The sequence below is a fragment of the Arachidicoccus rhizosphaerae genome (assembly GCF_900107765.1).
Classification (GTDB): domain Bacteria; phylum Bacteroidota; class Bacteroidia; order Chitinophagales; family Chitinophagaceae; genus Arachidicoccus; species Arachidicoccus rhizosphaerae.
Window position 1 is genome coordinate 49,673 of sequence record NZ_FNQY01000004.1, and the last position, 17,820, is coordinate 67,492.

The 17,820-nt window shown below is 47.1% G+C and carries 8 protein-coding genes; 2 read left to right on the forward strand and 6 right to left on the reverse strand.

Annotated features, from left to right (window positions below):
- Positions 1-146: 146 nt before the first annotated feature.
- The 3 genes from BLU80_RS04955 to BLU80_RS04965 form a co-directional block, all read right to left on the reverse strand.
- Complete coding sequence (locus BLU80_RS04955) at positions 147-1,547, reverse strand: TolC family protein (RefSeq protein WP_211481750.1); 1,401 nt, start codon at positions 1,545-1,547, stop codon at positions 147-149.
- Between the two features lie 72 nt (positions 1,548-1,619).
- Positions 1,620-4,850 carry an efflux RND transporter permease subunit gene (locus BLU80_RS04960; RefSeq protein WP_091394399.1) on the reverse strand — a complete coding sequence of 1,077 codons (3,231 nt, stop codon included), beginning with the start codon at positions 4,848-4,850 and terminating at the stop codon, positions 1,620-1,622.
- A 121-nt stretch (positions 4,851-4,971) separates the two neighbouring features.
- Positions 4,972-6,114 carry an efflux RND transporter periplasmic adaptor subunit gene (locus BLU80_RS04965; RefSeq protein ID WP_091394403.1) on the reverse strand — a complete coding sequence of 381 codons (1,143 nt, stop codon included), beginning with the start codon at positions 6,112-6,114 and terminating at the stop codon, positions 4,972-4,974.
- A 614-nt stretch (positions 6,115-6,728) separates the two neighbouring features.
- On the opposite strand from BLU80_RS04965, the gene clpB reads away from it, so the two are divergent.
- On the forward strand, positions 6,729-9,341 hold the full coding sequence (gene clpB, locus BLU80_RS04970) for an ATP-dependent chaperone ClpB (RefSeq protein WP_091394406.1): 2,613 nt from the start codon (positions 6,729-6,731) through the stop codon (positions 9,339-9,341).
- Between the two features lie 200 nt (positions 9,342-9,541).
- The gene (locus tag BLU80_RS04975; protein WP_091394409.1) at positions 9,542-10,792 is read left to right on the forward strand and encodes a TCR/Tet family MFS transporter; all 1,251 of its coding nucleotides are present in this window, start codon (positions 9,542-9,544) and stop codon (positions 10,790-10,792) included.
- A 47-nt stretch (positions 10,793-10,839) separates the two neighbouring features.
- Here the strand turns inward: BLU80_RS04975 and BLU80_RS04980 are convergent, their stop codons facing one another.
- The 3 genes from BLU80_RS04980 to BLU80_RS04990 all read right to left on the reverse strand — a co-directional run bounded on the left by BLU80_RS04980 (position 10,840) and on the right by BLU80_RS04990 (position 17,750).
- A complete protein-coding gene (locus BLU80_RS04980; RefSeq protein ID WP_091394413.1) occupies positions 10,840-11,403 on the reverse strand; it encodes a hypothetical protein in 564 nt (187 codons plus the stop codon).
- Between the two features lie 143 nt (positions 11,404-11,546).
- The gene (locus tag BLU80_RS04985) at positions 11,547-13,916 is read right to left on the reverse strand and encodes a hypothetical protein (protein ID WP_091394416.1); all 2,370 of its coding nucleotides are present in this window, start codon (positions 13,914-13,916) and stop codon (positions 11,547-11,549) included.
- A gap of 72 nt (positions 13,917-13,988) precedes the next feature.
- Positions 13,989-17,750: a BamA/TamA family outer membrane protein gene (locus tag BLU80_RS04990; RefSeq protein ID WP_091394420.1), complete on the reverse strand. Its 3,762-nt coding sequence runs from the start codon at positions 17,748-17,750 to the stop codon at positions 13,989-13,991.
- Between the last annotated feature and the right edge of the window lie 70 nt (positions 17,751-17,820).

The following is a 17,820-nucleotide window of genomic DNA, read 5'->3' on the forward strand; positions in this document are numbered from 1 at the left end:
TTAAAAACTTCAAAAAAAGTCTTTAAGCATTTAAAGATACAATTTTACAAGAAAAATAAACTTAAATTAAATATAAATTTCGGTAAATCAATGATTTATAAATTATTAATATCCACAAAACCAACTCAATAGCCCGCCACCAAAGCCTATTGCCAGCCGCCGCCCATGGCAGCATATAAGTTCACAATCGCCTCATTGCGCTGCAAAAAATCAGTGACCTGATTAATCTGCGCAGATAGCAGACTTTGCATGGCAATCAGCACTTCACTGTAGTCAGCAAAATCATTGCGTACCAACTCCTGCGTATAATCAACGGCTTTATGTAAGCTGCTCAGCTGCAGGGTCCTGGGCGCTATTTTGTCCGTGGCAGAGCGGTAACTATACAGCGCATTGGACACTTCCTGACCCGCGCCCAGTAATTTCTGCTTAAAATTATACAAGGCCTGCAACTGATCCTGTTTGGCAATTTCCAACCTGGTTTTATTGGCTCTTTTATTAAAGATAGGCTGGGTCAGTCCGCCGATAATGCCCCCGACCAAGGAGCCGGTACTGAAAAAACGGGATAAATCATTACTGCTTAAACCTCCGTTAGCGGTAATATTCAGTGAGGGATAAAAATACGTTCTGGCTACATTGGTCAATTCAAAAGCTTGCCTGAAATCCAGCTCAGCTTCCCTGACATCCGGTCTGCCGGCCAGAATCTCGGCAGGGACGCCTGTTTTAAACAGCGGGATAAATTCCTTCACAGAAAGGCTGTCCCGGGCAATTTTTCCGGGGTCTCTGCCCAACAGATAACACAGCGCATTTTCTGTTTCCCGGATATTTCTTTTCAGATCCGGCACAGACACCTGCGTTGCATATAATTCAGCTTCACTTTGCACAACTGCGGCTTCGGTTACCTTTGCTCCGGTTTTCAGGTCTTTCATCACTTTAACCGTTTGTTTCCAGGTATCTACTGTGGTCAGCGTAACACTTAACTCCTTATCATAGGCCATTAAAGAATAATAGTTTCTGGCAATGGAAGCTACCAGGTTTGTCTTTATAGCCTGCGCGGCGGCTTCGGAAGACAAGACAGCAGCCATCTGGGCTTTTTTTGCGCTCTTCAGTTTTCCCCAGATATCCGCTTCCCAGCTGGCGTCCACACCTAAAGAATACTGATGCACATGACTGACAGCCCCTGAAGTGCTTATTTTCTTTGAATATTCAATACTCGCATCTGCATCCAGGCTGGGATAGTTACTCAATTCACTTTGTTTTAAATAGGCCGCCGCCTGGAAAATCCTGGAATAGGCCACCTTTAAATCCAGGTTATTATCAATGCCCTCCTGAATGAGTGCCTGCAACAGAGAATCCCTGAACAGTTCTTTCCAATGCAGTGACCCGATATTGGCACTGTCATTTGTTATTAAATGATTACCCCTGAAAAGGCTGTCAATTTCTACGTTTGGTGATTGATAGGTTTTCACGACAGATTTACAGCCGCCCCAAAAGATCATGAGGCAGCCGGTAAAAATCAGTATCTTGAAATAAGATTGTTTGTTATGCATCAGTGTTCTTATCCTTTTTGTAATCTTTAATAATGCCGGTTAATAGCCCGGAGGTCATCCAACTGCTTGAATCTACCCCGGCTGCAAACCCTTTTGCGTACCCGAGGGACCTGCGTAAGTATCTGAACGGGGCTGATCTTTTAAAAGCAAGGCTTTAGAAGAGGCCGCTGCCGCGTCATCTTCCTCATCCTCGTCCCCATCTTTATTTTTACGTAATTTTTCCTGAATGCCCTGGAAAATAACAAACAGGACCGGCGTAATAAACACACCGAAGACAGTTCCGATTAACATACCGCCTACCGCACTGGTGCCGATGGAATGATTCCCGTTTGCGCCGGCACCGGTGGTGAGCATCAGCGGTAAAAGTCCGAATATAAAGGCGAAGGAAGTCATCAGAATCGGCCTTAAACGCATTTTAGCTCCCGATACCGCTGCCTCACGTATGGACATGCCTGCCTTGCGGCGCTTCACGGCATACTCCACAATTAAGATGGAGTTTTTTGCAAGCAGTCCGATCAGCATTATCAGGGTGATCTGAACATAAATATTATTACTGACGCCTAACAGCTTAATAAAAAGAAAGGCGCCAAACATGCCGATTGGAATGGTCAGTATAATGGACAGCGGCAATATATAACTCTCATACTGCGCACTCAATAACAGGTAAACAAAAATCAGACAAAGCATAAATACATAAATGGTCTGACTGCCGGAATGCTGCTCTTCACGGGAAAGACCGGAATATTCATAACTAAATCCAGGAGGCAGTGTTTCTTTAGCTACCTGCTCAATAGCCGCAATGGCCTGGCCGGAGCTGTAACCTGTTGCCGGGGAGCCATTCACACTAATTGAGTTAAACAGATTAAAACGGGTAATGGTCTGCGCACTATAAATAGTGGACAATGAAACAAATTCTGTAATAGGCACCATCTGCCCGGATTTAGTCCGGACAAAAATAGCATTCAGGCTCTCAGGAGTCATCCGGTATTTTGGATCCGCCTGTACGACTACACGAAACTGTTGCCCGAATTTATTAAAATTAGAAGCATAAATCCCCCCGAAATAACCCTGCATGGCGCCTGTTATATCTGTTAGTGAGAGTCCGGCATCCTTGACCTTCGGCACATTGACATTCATCAGATATTCCGGAAAGTTCGGATTAAAGGAAGTATTGGCATACTGGATTTCGGGGCGCTGATTCAGATCACTTAAAAAATCCTTGCTTACTTTATAAAAACGGGCGATATCTCCGCCGGTCTTATCCTGTAACTGGAAAGAAAAACCGCTGGTGGTACCAAACCCCTGGATCGTGGCAGGGGTATAGAATTTCACTTCCGCATCTTTTATATCGGCGGTCTTGGCAAAAAGTTCTTCTATAATTTCATCTACATCCCGGTGTCTTTTATTCCAGGGAACCAGCGACATGACCAGCATACCGTAGTTATTGCCCGACCCCGCCAGTCGTCCGCGGCCGGTCTCAGCCATCACGTTGCTGATTTCAGGTATGGTAGCGGCAATGGCGGCCACCTTACGGGTCACCATGCCCGTACGCTCCAAAGAAGCCGCCGGCGGCAGGGAAATTTCGCAGTTAAGTGACCCTAGATCCTCTTTGGGAACAAATCCGGTGGGAGTCGTACGGCTGATTAAATATAAGGCTGCCGTAAAGACAACTAATATGCCAACGGGTATCCATTTTTTACGGTTAAAAAAAGAAATCGCCTGCACATAGCGTCCGGTAACCCTTTCAAAGGAAGCATTAAAAGCCGTATAGAATCTTTGCACAAAGCCCTTATGCGCTTTTTTCTTATGGTGTCCCTTTAAAAATAGGGCGCAAAGGGCAGGGCTCAAGGTCAGCGCATTAATGGCCGAAAGCGTAATGGCTATGGCCAGCGTCAGACCGAACTGCTTATAGAACAGTCCGGCAGAACCACCGATAAAACTAACCGGAATAAACACAGCCGCCATGATCAGCGTAATGGAGATAATCGCTCCGGAAATTTCTCCCAGGGCATCAATGCTGGCTTTTCTGCCCGATTTATACCCCTCATCCAGCTTGGCATGGACGGCCTCCACCACCACAATGGCATCATCCACCACAATACCGATGGCCAGGATCAGGGCAAATAAGGTTAACAAATTAATGGTAAAGCCAAAAAGCTTTAAAAAGAAAAAGGTACCGATAATGGCCACCGGTACGGAAATCGCAGGAATCAGCGTAGACCTGAAATCCTGTAAAAAAATAAAGACGACGATGAAAACCAATATAAACGCTTCGATAAAAGTATGGACCACCTTATCAATGGAAGCCGTTAAGAACTCATCCACATTCTTAAGCACGGCAAAGTGTACACCTTTGGGAAAAGATTTTTCTGCATCCTGCATCACCTGTAAGGTTTGGCGGATCACATCCCGGGCATTGGAACCTGCCACCTGACTTACGTATATGGAAACACTCGGATGGCCGTTGGTAGAGGAAGTCTGCAGGTAACTATAGGCACCCAGCTCTATTCTGGCAACATCCCTTAATCTGAGCAGCCTGCCTCTTAAATCACTACGAATGACGATATCGCCAAACTGGCTGGTGTCCGTCAGCGTTCCGGGGTATTTAATCACGTACTGAAAGGACTGATTACTGCTTTCCCCGAACTGGCCAGGGGCGGCCTGAATATTCTGTTCTTTAAGGGCAGCCGTAATATCGGCTGGCACCAGTCCGTAAGAGGCCATTTTGGGGGCATTCAGCCAGATACGCATGGAATAATCCATGGAACCGGACGCAGACGCATCCCCTACTCCCTGGATACGTTTAATGATAGGAACGATATTAATATCCGCATAGTTCTGAAGAAAGGTCTGGTCAAAAGCAGGATTATCACTGTATACGGAAAAGGCCAGTAAGGTACTGGTCTGTCTTTTTTTAACCGTGACCCCGGCGATGGTTACCTCCTGAGGCAGTTGCGGTGTAGCCCTGGCAACGGCGTTTTGTACGTTGACCGCCGCAATATTCGGATCACTGCCGATTTTAAAATTCACGGTAATGCTGGCAGAGCCGTCATTACCGGCCGTGGAAGTAATATAGTCCATATTCTCCACTCCGTTAATCTGCTGCTCCAGAGGTACGACCACACTTTTAAGAACGACATCCGCATTGGCCCCTGAATACTTGGCCTGGACAGAAATAGTCGGCGGCGCAATATCCGGGTATTGAGAGATAGGAAGCGTAATGATACCGATAATCCCCAGTATTACAATTAATACAGAAATGACGGTTGCCAGTACCGGCCTTTTTACAAATATCTTTAGCATAATATGAAGAATCTCTGGCGCCTCCCATCCACATAAAAGAACACCAGATTTTTTTGCTTTACATTTTTAAAATCCTCGCCTGCCTTAGAAAAATCTTGCGATTATCCGCACGGATTATTTATCAATCATTGACCGCCTGATCCAGGGTCACGACCTTGGGTTCAATCACCAGGTTTTCTCTCAGGTTATCAATACCCCCTGCCACAATCCTGTCACCAGGCTTGAGGCCGCTTTTCACCACATAGAACTTACCATTATTAGCGCTGTTCACACTGACGCTAACGGAGCTTACTTTATTGTCCGCATCCACTTTATAAACAAATAAAGCCCCCTGGATCTGATAGGTGGCTTTCTGAGGAATTAAGATAGCATCAGCAATCGTTGTCGGAACACGAACGACCGCGCTGCTGCCGTTGCGGATAATACCGTTGGGGTTTGCAAAAACGGCTCTCAGGTTCACGGCCCCGGTCTGCGCATTGATAAAGCCGCTGGCCGATTCAATTTTACCGCGGTGAGAAAAAATACTCCCGTTGGCGAGCACCAGCATCGCCGGCGGCAGCGTGGAGAGTTTCTCCTGGATGGTATTTCCTTTGGCCGAGGCAAAAAAGTCCAGCTCCTGCTTTTCGTTGATAGAGAAATAACAATAGATCTGCGAGATATTGGAGACCGTGGTAAGCGCGGTGGCAGTGGAGCTGCCTACCAGGCTACCCACTTTAAAAGGCAGCATGCCGATAACCCCGGTAACCGGACTGTAAATAGAGGTATAACTCAGGTTTATTCTGGCATTTTCCAAGGCAGCTTCTGCCTGGGAGAGCGCCGCTCTTTTTGCTTCCAGGGTATATTTGGCAGACTTAAGTTCATAGTCACTGATAATGCCCTTTTCCACCAGTGGCTGCACTTTATTGACATTCATCACCGCCGCATCGACGTCTGCTTTGGCAATATTGATATTGGCTTTGGCCGTCCTTACATCCTGTTCATATTGCGGGGCATCAATTTTAAAAAGCAGCTGCCCTTTGGTGACACTGGCTCCTTCGTCCACATAAATCCCGGATATGAATCCATCTATCTTAGGCCGGATTTCTACGTTTTCTATTCCCTGAATAGTGCCTGGATAATCTGCATATAAAGTCGCCGTATCTGATTTTACCATTATCACCGGATAACTATTATTGGTGACCTGATGGCTTTTTTTGGCCTTGCTTTTACAGGAAACACCCAGTAATAAAAAACAGGCACCTAAAAGCATAGAGAGTGAACGCATAATAAATTAAATATATTATTTTTATTCAAATATAAATATTCGGGCAGGACTACTTGTCGTCAGAACGGCAGTTGGATAGCCAGCGCCCCGACAGGTTTAATAATGACGGCGGAATTATATAAATTTCCCAAAATAGTATCAATTTTATGTAAACCCCTGCTTCAGTCTCGGGTGGACCGCAGCTGTCCCCGCTACAGCAGAAGCGGTTCTGCAACCTGATTGTTACTCAGGCAGTCCCCTTTACTCCGCCCGTTTAAAATTACGGCAAAAGCCAAACATCTGCTACAAAAATATGCACATGGTTTTCAGGACATAATTACACTTCGGGGGCAAGTTTTATGACGATAAGGCAGTAAAGGTCAATAAATTATGCCAATATAACAGTAATGCTCATCATTTTTCCGGTTTGTATATTTCTTGCTATGAGTGCAGGGTGGGATTTCTTTTGAAGTGGGCCTGATCGCACCAGGGCACCACAGGGAAATCCCGAAGGGAAACTGCCGGCAGCTGCAACCTTTAAAATAGGTTTAGCATTAGAAGCTATAACTTTGAATCAGTGGTTGACCAAGTTTTCTTTGAACAAGTCTTATCATAAAAAAAGAAACTTATAATATATGAATCCAAATAATTATACCATTAAAGCACAGGAATTGATTCAGGCTGCTCAACAAATCGCCTATAATAACGGCGATTTAAATATTGAGACCAATCACCTCCTGCTGGCCCTGCTGGGCGAAAAGGAAAGTGCCATTGAATTTCTGCTGAAGAAAAACGATGTCAATATTGCCTATACCGAGCAAAAGATCAGAGATTCACTCAGCAGGCTGCCCAAGGCTGCCAGCGGAGAGCCTGCCCAGCAGGTCGGCCGCGAAATGAATAACACGTTACTCAGAGCCGCAAAAGATATCAGTCAGTTCGGCGATGAGTTTATCAATCCGGAACATTTACTGCTGGCCCTGGTGCAGGGCAGTGATGATACCGCTAAAATCCTAAAAGACGCGGGGCTTACACAAAAGGGACTGGTGGCCGCCATCAAGGATTTACGCCAGGGCGCCGGATCCGTCAATTCCCAGACGGCCAACCAGGAAGTCGGCTCCCTGAAAAAATACGCAAAGAATCTCAATGAGCTGGCGCAGGCCGGCAAACTGGATCCGGTTATCGGCCGGGATGAAGAAATTCGCCGGACCCTGCATATATTATCCAGAAGATCCAAGAACAATCCAATTTTAGTGGGAGAACCCGGGGTAGGTAAAACCGCCATCGTGGAGGGTCTTGCACACCGGATCATCAATGGCGACGTGCCTGAAAATCTTAAATCCAAGATTATCTACAGTCTGGATATGGGACTGTTGATTGCCGGCGCTAAATATAAGGGCGAGTTTGAGGAAAGGCTTAAAGGCGTTATCAAGGACGTCGCCACCAGTGACGGGGAGATCATCTTGTTTATTGATGAAATCCATACGCTGGTCGGCGCCGGAGGCGGAGAAGGCGCCATGGATGCCGCTAATATTTTAAAGCCGGCCCTGGCCAGAGGTGATCTCAGAGCCATTGGCGCCACTACGTTAAATGAGTACCAGAAATTCTTTGAAAAAGACAAAGCGCTGGAGCGCCGGTTCCAGAAAGTAATGGTGGATGAACCAACCATTGAAGATGCGGTGTCCATTTTAAGGGGACTGAAGGAACGTTATGAAACACACCATCATGTCCTGATCAGGGATGAAGCCATCATTGCCGCCGTCGAGCTCTCTAATCGTTATATAACCGACCGTTTTTTACCTGACAAGGCCATCGATCTGATTGACGAGAGTGCCGCCAAACTGCGGCTGGAGATGAACTCCATGCCGGAGGAGCTCGATGAGCTGGAACGAAAAATCCGCCAGCTGGAAATCGAAAGAGAAGCCATTAAAAGAGAAAACGACCAGGCCAAGCTCAAGGAACTCAATACCAATATCGGCAATCTGATGGTGGAAAGAGATACCTATAAAGCTAAATGGCAGCAGGAAAAAGAGGTCGTTGAAAAAATGCAGAATGCCAAGGCGGCTATTGATTCGCTGAAGCTGGAAGCAGAAAAGGCAGAAAGAGAGGGGGATTATGGTAAAGTAGCTGAAATCCGCTATGGAAAAATAAAAGAACAGCAGGAAATCATTGACCAGACCAACCATGAACTTCAGGATATCTCTGAGAAACGTTTACTGAAAGAAGAAGTAGACGCTGAGGATATTGCCGAAAACGTAGCCAAGGCGACAGGCATTCCCGTTAGCCGTATGCTGCAAAGCGAAAAGGATAAACTATTACATCTGGAAGATCATCTTCACCAAAGAGTGGTCGGACAACAGGAGGCCATCACCGCGGTGTCTGATGCGATCCGCAGAAGCCGGGCCGGCCTGGGTGACCCTAAAAGACCCATCGGATCTTTTATCTTCCTGGGAACAACCGGTGTCGGTAAAACAGAACTGGCCAAGGCCCTGGCGGAGTTCTTATTTGACGACGAATCCATGATGACCCGCATTGATATGAGTGAATACCAGGAAAAACACAGCGTCTCCAGACTGGTAGGTGCTCCTCCCGGTTATGTAGGTTATGAAGAAGGCGGACAATTAACGGAGGCCGTACGTCGTAAACCTTACAGCGTCGTCTTATTTGATGAAATCGAAAAGGCACATCCGGATGTGTTTAATATCCTGCTGCAGGTACTGGATGATGGTCATTTAACAGATAATAAAGGCCGCACGGTGAATTTTAAAAACACCATCATTATCATGACCAGCAATATCGGCAGTCATTTAATCATGGATGCATTTGAAAATCATCAGGACGACATTGATAAAGCAGAGCAGGTCGCCAAGGATGAGGTCATGAATCTCTTAAAGGAAACCATCCGGCCGGAGTTCTTAAACCGTATTGATGAAATTGTCATGTTCCATCCTTTACTGAAAAAGGAAATCAAAAACATCATCAATATCCAGCTCAGACAATTAAAACGCCAGATTGCCCAGGGTGGCATTCATATAGATTTCAGCGATTACGTCATGGATTACCTGAGTGAAAACGGCTATGACATACAGTTCGGCGCCCGGCCTTTAAAAAGGTTCATCCAGAAAGCCATTGTCAATCCGCTCAGTAAGAAAATACTGGCCGGAGAAATCGACAGGGATCATCCCGTACTGGTGGATGTATTTGACGGTATCGTCGTCTTCAGAAATGAGGAACAGGTGGCCAGCAAATAAGCAGACCCGGCTCCTCAGCTGAAAACGGATAAGGAAACAGCGTTGGAAAGTACCGAGTGAGGATACTTTTCAACGCTTTTTTATTGACGGGCAGCCCCGGATCCCTAAATAGGCCGGCAGTGGCCACCCGTCAATAAAATTCCAAATTATTTGGCAATTTAAAAACAGGTTTCTTAAATTTGTAGACTCAATACATCTTTATGCCCCTGTCGAAAAAATCCGCCATTGGTTTTATCTTCGTTACCCTGCTCATTGACTGTATGGGCTGGGGACTCATTATTCCGGTTATAGCAGACCTTGTTGCAGAGCTGAAACACATCGCCGTTAACGAGGCCAGCACCTATGGCGCCTATTTACTGAGCGCTTTTGCCGTGGTCCAGTTCCTGTGCGCCCCCATTATCGGTAACCTGAGCGATAAATATGGCAGAAGGCCCATATTGTTACTCTCCCTGCTGGGCTTTGGAATAGATTATATCGTGCAGGCCGTATCGCCCTCCTATGCCTTGCTGTTTTTCGGACGCGTCGTAGCAGGCGTTACCGGAGCCAGCTTTACCACCGCCTCCGCTTATATCGCCGACGTGAGTCCGGATAGTACCACCCGGGCCAAAAACTTCGGCCTGATCGGCGCCGCCTTCGGGCTGGGGTTTGTACTGGGTCCGGCATTAGGCGCGCTGCTTTCCCATTTTGGTATCAGAGCGCCCTTTTATGCCTCTGCCGTTTTATGCCTTCTAAACTGCATTTATGGATATTTTTTCCTGCCGGAATCCCTGCCCAAAGAGAACAGACGGGAATTTGACTGGAAAAGAGCCAATCCGTTCGGTTCTTTAAGATTTTTAACCCGCCATCCGGAAATCGGAGAGCTGGCGATCTGTTTTTTCCTGATTTATCTGGGAGCCCAGGCCGTGCAGAGTAACTGGAACTTTTTTACCATTTACCGCTTTAACTGGTCTGAGAAAATGGTCGGGATTTCCCTGGCCGTTGTAGGCATCCTGGTGGGTGCGGTTCAGGGCGGACTGACCCGGATCATCGTTCCTAAACTAGGCAACAATAAAAGCATCTATCTGGGACTGAGCCTGTACGTGCTGGGACTTATTTTATTTTCTTTTGCCAGTAAGGGCTGGATGATGTTCGCATTTTTAATCCCTTATTGCCTGGGCGGCATCTGCGGTCCTTCCCTGCAAGCCGTTATTTCGGGGGAAGTCCCCGCTAACCAGCAAGGTGAGCTGCAGGGATCGCTGACCAGTCTGATGAGCCTGACCTCTATTATCGGGCCTATCATCATGAATGGCAGCTTCGCTTATTTCACCTCGCAAAAAGCTCCTTTTATCTTCCCGGGCATTCATTTTATGATTGGCGCTTTGTGTATGCTGGCAGGTGTTATTATCGCATATATCGTCCTCTCTAAAAAGAAAAAACGCGCTTTAGAGCCGAAGAATCCTCCGCTTGCCTAGTGGCGGAAAATCACCCGAGTGAACGGCCTGGTGTATACAGGACACGCCTATTGCAATCTGGCGGTAATTATTCTGTCAATTTTCTGGAACAGATGATGCGGTTTATATACCCGCCAGTCTTCCAGCTGCATCAGTTCCACATAATACTGTAGCTTGTATTTTTTGAATTCTGCCTGGGACTGCTCCGGCATATTCAGGATCACCACCCAGCCTTCGGCCTCACTGATTTCTTCATACCACTGTTCATAATACTCCTGATCACTGCCGTGAAAATTCAGGATATTCTCGCCAATCAGAATAAAATGGGTAATGCCCTGATCAAATAAAAAATCAGTCAGATTATAGCGAAGGGTCATTACATCATTTTCAATGGCGTCATTCCATTCTCCAATCAGTTCAATCACCGCAAACTGCATGTCATAATCGGCATAGATGATTTTGCAAAATAAGGTCGAACTCCCGAAATTATCCCATTGCGGATGAATATAATAATTGTATATAGCGTCTGTAAATTCAAACTCACTATAAGTCCTGCCGTAAAACGGAGAGCGTTCGTCATTTTCTGATTCATACAGATACCGCCAGTTAAAGAATGGTTCAATGGTATGCACGGAGTCCTTAGGTTTACGGTTTAAAAAGGAAAAATTGCTGACCTAAAGGTAAGCCGAATTTAATCCGCAACCCGTCATCAGCCTGTTAATCTTTATGGCGTCCGTAACAGATTTCATCCAGGGTGTGCTGACAACAACATCAGCTAGGCTTCCATATCCTCGGTCTCCATATTAACGCCAATTCTAAGCGCCTTGAGTCCGGCCACCCCTTGCAGTTCTTCCAGCTCCAGATACTCTAAATCATCCAGCAGCACATTTTGCTGCTGCAGATAACGGATATACCCTAAATACTCCTCAATATCACGTGGCTGAAAATAGACAAGCGCTATTTTACCGGGTTGCGTCAGCCTTTCCTCCGAATCTTTTAAATGCACTTTATCGATCCGCTTTTTAATAATTTCATAGCGGATATTATAAGCACCTTCCACGTCAAAACGGTGCTCGTCATTTCTGAATTCTATATCAATGGTCCCTGCATGAATAAAAATCAACTGGGTCGTTTCCAGTCTTTTTTTCATCTGCGGAATCAGCGCCCTGGTCAGCCTGGCCACGAGCGCCATGGAGGTCAGCTGCCAGAGCCTCAGGTTTCTCAGATACATGGGATCAAAGGAGCGTTCGGGGGTAATGGACTGCCCGATATAGATATCATATTCCACCCCATCGGAGCGGAACTTCTCAAAATAGCAGGGATACTCCATCTGGATCTCATCATTCATCCTGTCCAGCAGACTGCCGATCGTGGCATTGAGCAGCCCCAAAGACTGTTCCAGATCGTCTCTGTTCTGATAGGCAAATCCTCCGGGGCCCGCATCCATATAATACTGGTTGATCAGCGGCTCCGCGGCCTTATAATTTTCATGATAATGCAGTAAAAAAGCCACGATTTCAGATTCCAGGAACTGGGAGATTTCATACTGCTCATCGGTTCCGAACTGCTGGTCGATCTGTTGAATCAGCCCCCTGGATTTAAAAATCATCTCATCAATAATGGTCAGAAAATGAACTTTTTTAAGCTGTTGAAGCAGCTCTACCAGTAAATTGAGTTGTTTATGCAGATCCTGCTTGAGTGCCAGGTTTCTTTGAATCGTAGAATTTCGGACATCTATCGCGCCATATAAAGGATACACTTCTTCAAAACGGATCCGGCCGATCTGCGCCTTTTTATCGAGTTTTCTTTTTTGTAAAAACTGCCAGGCGGCCTCCGTAAAGGCCCATTGAACGGAAGGCTGCAGAGAAGTAAACCGGTCTTTGACCACTTTATCCAGTGACGCGTCAAAGTCATCGATATGGGCCTGAAACAGCTGCTCCAGTAGTGGGATCACCGGATCAACCGTCGTCATTAAATCAGGGACTACAATACCTTTTTGCTGTGCGAAGACTTCAAAAATCCCAACCAGCTGTTTATTAAAATAAACCGGCTGAATCATCAGTCCTTTCACCCCCATATTTTCCATCATCCGGTACATCTCCCTGGCTTCGGCAGGCGCCGTTGCTTCCCGGACGTCCGTATCCAGCACCATTTCCGGGTGTTTGAAAAAGCGTTCCACCGCCTCCAGATATACCTTTTCCCTTACATTATTTTTGGTACAGATTTCACGTAGCTGTTTACCCATATTGCCCACATCATCCAGTACCATCCGGTTATTAACCCTGAGCATGGGTATCAGCCGGATGATTACATGAGAGCTGCCTATTAAAGACTTAATGGCCTCTGCTACTTCGTCATACACCATAACGCCGGGCTTCAGGTTTACGATGCTGTTCTTAATATTTTCAATAGCCCTTTTTGCAGTCACGTCACTGACCTGGACCACACTAAAACCTTCAAACCGAATAAGTTCCAGGGGAAGCGCTTCCTGAAGCAGCTGCAACCCCTCCTGGGTGATCAGGTTGTCATGGACTTCAATCAGCTCCAGATTCAGATCGGGTAACGTAGCGCCTGAAAAACGGACCTCCACAAAACTGGAATCAAACTGCACCTTATAAGCCCTTTGCAGATTATCCACACCGGCTGACAGATACTGATAGACTTCAAGTTTCACGGGCAGCTTTTTCTGATATAACCGGTCCAGCGCCAGCGTATAACAAATAGACTGCAGATGCCGGACCTTTTCCTCCTGCGTCATGGAATGAATAATACTGCCCCTTAAAAAGCCCTCTTTATCTGTCAGAAAATGATAGATAGCCCTCGTGCCGTAAAAAATTACCGGGGAGAAAGGCAGACTGAGGGCCCAGTACTTGTCATTTTCATCCGTGACAGGCGGCAACAGGGCCAGCTGAATAAATTCAAGAATGTCTTTATACTCCACGATCTTTTCCAGTGGAATTTCTTTTTCCAGTTCAGGATATAAAGCCATCTGCTCCAGCATATATTCGAAAAAGCGAACTTTTGCCCCTTTTTCCTGCTGCACCCTTTCTCTGATAAAAGCGGCAAACCGCCCCAGAGACAGTACGGTCTCCGGGGAAGCGCCGGCGCTTCTCTGATCACTTAAATATATTATTTCGGCTTTCATCCGAATCGTTTTAATGTATAATTACGGGTAAAGCATGCAGCTGTGGCCCGTCTGTCTATAGACCCTGTTTTTTTAAAATCTGAGTCCCATGGTAAAATAAGGATACCACCCTTCGGCTGAGTGTCCCATGACGAACTTAAACACCGTAAGGCCGGCCGGCGCAAAATAAATCCCGCCGCCCGTGCCGTTATGCCATTTGGACGAACGCTGAGCGCTTTGCCAGACCCTGCCGACATCAAAGAATCCTGTAAGCCCGAACTCCCCTTTAATAATGTAGTTCCCAAAATCCATCAGCGACCAGCGCAGCTCCAGGTTATTATAAAGTGCCTGCTGCCCGGCAAACCTGTATTTACGATATCCCAGTAAACTACCCTCCCCTCCTATAAAGACGGATTGATAAAACGCTGTCTGCCCGACGCTTAGTCCGCCACCGATCCGGTCACTTAAAATAAGCGATTTACGGTTATCCAGCGGTTTATAGACGGCCAGCTGGGGAAGCAGCTGGGCAAAGTTACGGGATAAATCATTGAGCCCTTTATAAGCCTTTAACTCTACCCTGGCATAGACGCCCCACTGGGGCAGCACACTGTTGTTTCGATGATCCATTTCATAGACTGCTCTCAGGCCGGCATGCAGCTTATCTTTAAAAAGGGTCGCACTGTCATAACTGCCGATCATGCCTGGATTTACCTCCACAAAACGGCCGCTGTTATCAGCAGGATCCATATGATAATATTCGAATCCGGGGCCTACCTGCAGTAAATCTTTTTTATTAAAGTTCCAATGGAGGCCGGTAAAGAGATTGACCGTGGTAAATCTGGTACGGTAATATTTTTCATAACCCTCAAATTTTTGCATCACCGTTTGGTTGCCACGGCCAAAATAATTCTGCGTATTATTAGGCGCATTAACATCCAGATCAGCCACCAGATCAGCCTTACCGATAACGGATTTCCAGACACCGCTGTAAGCGATGCGGTAGGCCTTGGTCGCAAAGGAATGGCGGATCATTATCTGATGCGTAGAGCTGTAAGGCGTTTTTCTGAATCCGTTTTGCAGGATAAATTTAGCGCCCACCCCGATACTGAGCTTATCATCCGCATTATAACCACCGGTAACCAGTGGCAGAACGGTATTATACCGGTTGGTGGTCATAAAAGCTGTCTGCGTGCTGTCGGGATTTACGGAAACTTTTAACTGGTCTTTATCCTCTCCGAAATACTTTTCCTTTTGATGATCATAGACCCGGATCCGGTTTCTGGAAGCGGCCACATCGTAATATTTATGTCCTTTGCCTCCGATCAGACGTAAGCGGACCGTACTGTTTGGGTTGTCAATAAAAACGCTGTCATCGCCCTTTCCTAAATAAAGCCGGATTTCCCGGGTATCCTTTCTGGGGTAGCGCTTGTACATTAAAGTATCCTGGATATTGCCTTTTTTACTGATTTTCTGCATGACAATATCCAGCGCATTTTCATCCGGCGCATCCTTTATGGAGATCCATTCATTCTTATCACTGGCATGAATATCCACGAATTTATTACTCAGCGCATAATATTTATCCATGGCAGCTGCCAGGTGGTCTCTTCTGGCTTTAAGCTGGCTTAGTAACTGATCATGCTTTAAGGCCAGCACGGGCGCCGGAATCCTATGCAGCGCGCTGTCAAGCAGGGCGTCCGTCAGCTTTGCCTGCTGCGCCTCGGCAATCTGGTGCCACCTGTCAAATCCAATCTGAAAACTGGGATGTGCATCCAAAAAATCTGATTTATAAAAATAATAATTGCTGCCGCGCATGGGATTTTTATAGCTAAAGCCAAATACACGGGGCATCAGTATCAGCCTTTTGGCGATATCAGCAATGAAGCCCTGGGTCACATTGAGCGCCATATCCCTGTCTCTTGGAACGGCTCTGTAATACTTCGGCTTTCCTTTTTTGCCGGTTTTCTGAAAACGCCATTGATCCTCATGGCGGTCCCAGTCAGCCAGCAGGTAATCCAGTCCCCGGGCTCTTAAAAACCCTTCGCCGTCAAAATCATTGTCATTATCTTCCTGTAATTTATCCAGGGTCTCCAGGGTATTATCCGTATTACCTGCGGGTTCCCGCTCTTCCAGAAGCGTTACCTTTCCTTCAAATAATCTTCCGTAAGCACCAAGAGCCGTATCGGGTGCCACCACGCCTACTACAGGACTAGCATGCAGCACGCCTACCGCTTCTGCCAGCGGCGGAACCACCAGGGCACCGTAAGGATGCTGGGCACTGGTGGCGTCATCCAGCCAGTCTTTTACAAAAGTACCCTGGAAGGCTTCGGGGGTAATCAAATCGGAGCTCTTCTCTACACTTCTGAGGGTATATTGCCGGCCCTCAGGATCCGCCATGCGAAGAGAAGTGGATTGGAAGCCGCCGCCCAGCTTCAGGGGCTGCAGGCCGCCGTGGATATCGGAGACCCGAAGTACCGGAAGCTTTACCGGGAGCGCCCACCCCTCCCGGTAATTTTTACCAAAGAGCCATTTATGCATGCCCGACACCTTATTGTAAGCGGCGTGCGGCGCTGCCATCATGCTATCTGCGGCAATCTTTAAGGACTGCCGCTGTTCCACTGCCTGGTAGGGTTTTGGGGTGAAGACATAACGAAAAACCTCCGGGAAGCCGCCGATTTGATTACCGGCTTCTATTTTAATCACCACCCTTCCGTCTGCCAGCTGGTCCAGCAACACAAAACCGGGTTCATTTACATGAAACTGGCTCATTTTGCCACTTAGTGCGGTGCCCTGCCCTCCCTGCAGCCCTGCACTGATGATCTGCAACGGCTGCTTATCTTCAGAAGTATGGCCGTCCCCTCCAATGACCTGCAGTCCTCCTTCATGGGCGGAGAGTTGCATCAGGTTGGGGAAGCCTGTAAAGACTTTAGAGACCATGGAGCGCATCCCCTGATACAAGGGATGATGCAGCTGCTGCGGCGTCTGAAAAACGCTGTTCAGGCCAAGATATAAACTGCCTATTACCGGCAGTGGCAGATATAAGTCCTTTTGCAGACGGGTCAGCGGAAAAATATGATCCTTTACAGTAAAATCGCCGTTATAATGACCATAATCACGGAAAGGATGATGCGTGGCCAGAATAATGGTTTTATAACGGTTCTGGTATAAAAGTTCCCTCAGCGAGCTGACAATATCCCTTTCATTTAAGCAGCCGCAGTCTGCGCCTTTGTTGTCTTTATCAAATACATGCAGCCACCACTGGGAGTCCATGACAATAACGACCAGCTGATCCGATATTTGGATGAGCTGTGGGTCGGGGCAGCCGTTTTCCGGCACCTGTCTTACCAGACTATCGCCTAAAGACCGGATAAAAGCACCGGACCGGTTAATCTTCACCAGCCCCTGCGGTCCGCTGTTATCCCAGTCTTTTTCTCCGGGCATAAAATAGACCGGCACACCCTGCGCTATAAAAGGCTGGTATTTTTCTTTTAACAAAGCGGCCGCCTGACTTTGCGCCTCCTCAGAACTGCCCAGCCCACTAGGCGGCAGATTGTCCCCCAGATACAAAACGGTTGTTTTCCCGGCCAGCACCTGGCCTGCGGCGGCTGCCACCACCTGACGAAGCTGATCCGTAGGCTGTTTTTTCGCACTGCCTCCAAGCGCTATTATTCTGGCTACAACAGTGGTGTCTGCCGCAGGCCTTTTAGGTGCGGCTGGCCTAGCGGACTGAACCAAAGACTGCGCCCGGGATCTTAAGGGTCCTGCAAGCAGGATTGCCAAAAGGATAGTCAGTGCTCCGGGACGCCTTAAAGAGCACTTGACAATTTGGATAAGATGAGTAAATTTAATTAGCATACGCCGTTTGATTTCTGTTCTGCAACCCTTCTTTACAATGATTCACCTTCTTTATAGCTCCGCTTCACCT

Bases quoted from the DNA above. Each gene is read 5' to 3' on its own strand.
- BLU80_RS04955 (WP_211481750.1), bottom strand. From the start codon at position 1,547: ATGCATAACAAACAATCTTATTTCAAGATACTGATTTTTACCGGCTGC.
- BLU80_RS04960 (WP_091394399.1), bottom strand. From the start codon at position 4,850: ATGCTAAAGATATTTGTAAAAAGGCCGGTACTGGCAACCGTCATTTCT.
- BLU80_RS04965 (WP_091394403.1), bottom strand. From the start codon at position 6,114: ATGCGTTCACTCTCTATGCTTTTAGGTGCCTGTTTTTTATTACTGGGT.
- clpB (WP_091394406.1), top strand. From the start codon at position 6,729: ATGAATCCAAATAATTATACCATTAAAGCACAGGAATTGATTCAGGCT.
- BLU80_RS04975 (WP_091394409.1), top strand. From the start codon at position 9,542: ATGCCCCTGTCGAAAAAATCCGCCATTGGTTTTATCTTCGTTACCCTG.
- BLU80_RS04985 (WP_091394416.1), bottom strand. From the start codon at position 13,916: ATGAAAGCCGAAATAATATATTTAAGTGATCAGAGAAGCGCCGGCGCT.
- BLU80_RS04990 (WP_091394420.1), bottom strand. From the start codon at position 17,750: ATGCTAATTAAATTTACTCATCTTATCCAAATTGTCAAGTGCTCTTTA.